At 37.8% G+C, this 1464-nt stretch carries 1 protein-coding gene and 1 pseudogene; both read right to left on the bottom strand.

The features are described from left to right. Nucleotides 1-265: 265 nt before the first annotated feature. A pseudogene (locus MNV_RS11050) lies at nucleotides 266-1231 on the bottom strand (RNA-guided endonuclease InsQ/TnpB family protein); the annotation flags it as partial. Between the two features lie 21 nt (nucleotides 1232-1252). Continuing rightward, on the bottom strand, nucleotides 1253-1464 hold a 212-nt coding region (locus tag MNV_RS20280), incomplete at its 5' end, for a hypothetical protein (protein WP_218838005.1).

Below are 1464 nucleotides of genomic sequence, written 5' to 3'. Positions count from 1 at the left end.
TGCGTGCAGAATCACATTCAGTGTGTCTTGAAACTATACGTTGTACCTTCAGGTAATTTTATTATGTTTGTTTTACTCAATAACTCTGAGGTCATGGCCATTATATCAAGAGGTTGTATATTCATGATCATGACCTCAAATATCAACCGCTTAAAAACATCATCTGAGGATGATTCACTTTAAAATAGATGTGCTGATATTTCATTCACTCGGAAGTAGAGCTATTCGGAAGTACTGGGATTCTAGATATACTTAAATAGGTGAACTACCATCCAACAATTTGGACGGCTTCCTGCTTCATCATGTCCCTACTGAGACCACTCTTGCAGGCTTCATCTGAAATTCCCGTCGTCCCAACGGTACATCTATCTAATACTACGTTTGCTGAATTAGTATCCCTGTTCTTGATGTTCCCACACAGGTTACATCGAAATATCCTGTCTTTTAAAGTCATTTTCTGGATGTTCCCGCAGACATGACAGGTTTGGGATGTTCCATTTGCAAAACAGAGTTTAACCCGTTTCCCAGCTTCTTCCGCTTTGGATGCTGTTAAAATCTGTAACTGGTACCATCCTGCATCTGCTATGCTCTTTGCAAGATGGTGGTTCTGCATCATATTTTGTATGTGTAAGTTCTCAAATCCGATTAAATCGAATCGATTAACCAAAGTTCTTCCAGTCTTATGAGAGAAATCTTTTCTCTGGTTGCGTATTTTCTGGTGGACTTTTGCTACTTTGATTTTCTGTTTCTTTCTACTATTCGACCTGAGCTTCTTCTTTGAAAGCTTTCTCTGTTCCTTAGCAAGCTTCTTTTCTGATTTTCTAAAAAATTTTGGGGGCTCAATTATCTCCCCATTACTTAATGCCAGAAGATTGATTAATCCGACATCAACACCTATCTTCTTTTCAACAGGTACTTTTTCTATCGTTTTCTTAATCTCTACAGTGAATATGGCATACCACTGGTCCACATCCTTCTTTATCGTAAATGTCTTGATTCTGCCTTCAATATCTCGATGTAGGATTATCCGCATTTTCCCTATTTTTGAGAGAATAAGTTTCCCTTCTGTTCCATCTTCAATCTCAACTTTAAAACCACTCTGAGGATATGTGAACGAATTGTATCTATTTATCCCTTTGAATCTTGGAAATCCGAATCCATTAAAGAAATTCTCGATGCTTTTGTTCACCCTCTTTAACACGTTCTGGAGTACCTGTGAATGTACTTCTTTCTGAAATGAATCCTTATTAAGCTAAGTCGCATAAATAGAGTTGTATTTTCTTAAGAAATTCCTTGCGGCAGTTGTCATTACATCTATTGAAGCATGGGAACGATCGACACCAACTGCTGAGTTTAATCGTCTGTTTACCAGGCTTTCTATAGGGTTTGAGTTAGGGTCACCTTTTCCGAGAAACTTTATGCGCAATATGTCTTTATGTTCTTTAACGAACTTCTTTACTTCTG

Origin of the sequence: Candidatus Methanoperedens nitratireducens, from assembly GCF_900196725.1 — an archaeon.
Lineage (GTDB): Archaea > Halobacteriota > Methanosarcinia > Methanosarcinales > Methanoperedenaceae > Methanoperedens > Methanoperedens nitroreducens_A.
This window is presented reverse-complemented; position numbering and strand designations above follow the sequence as displayed.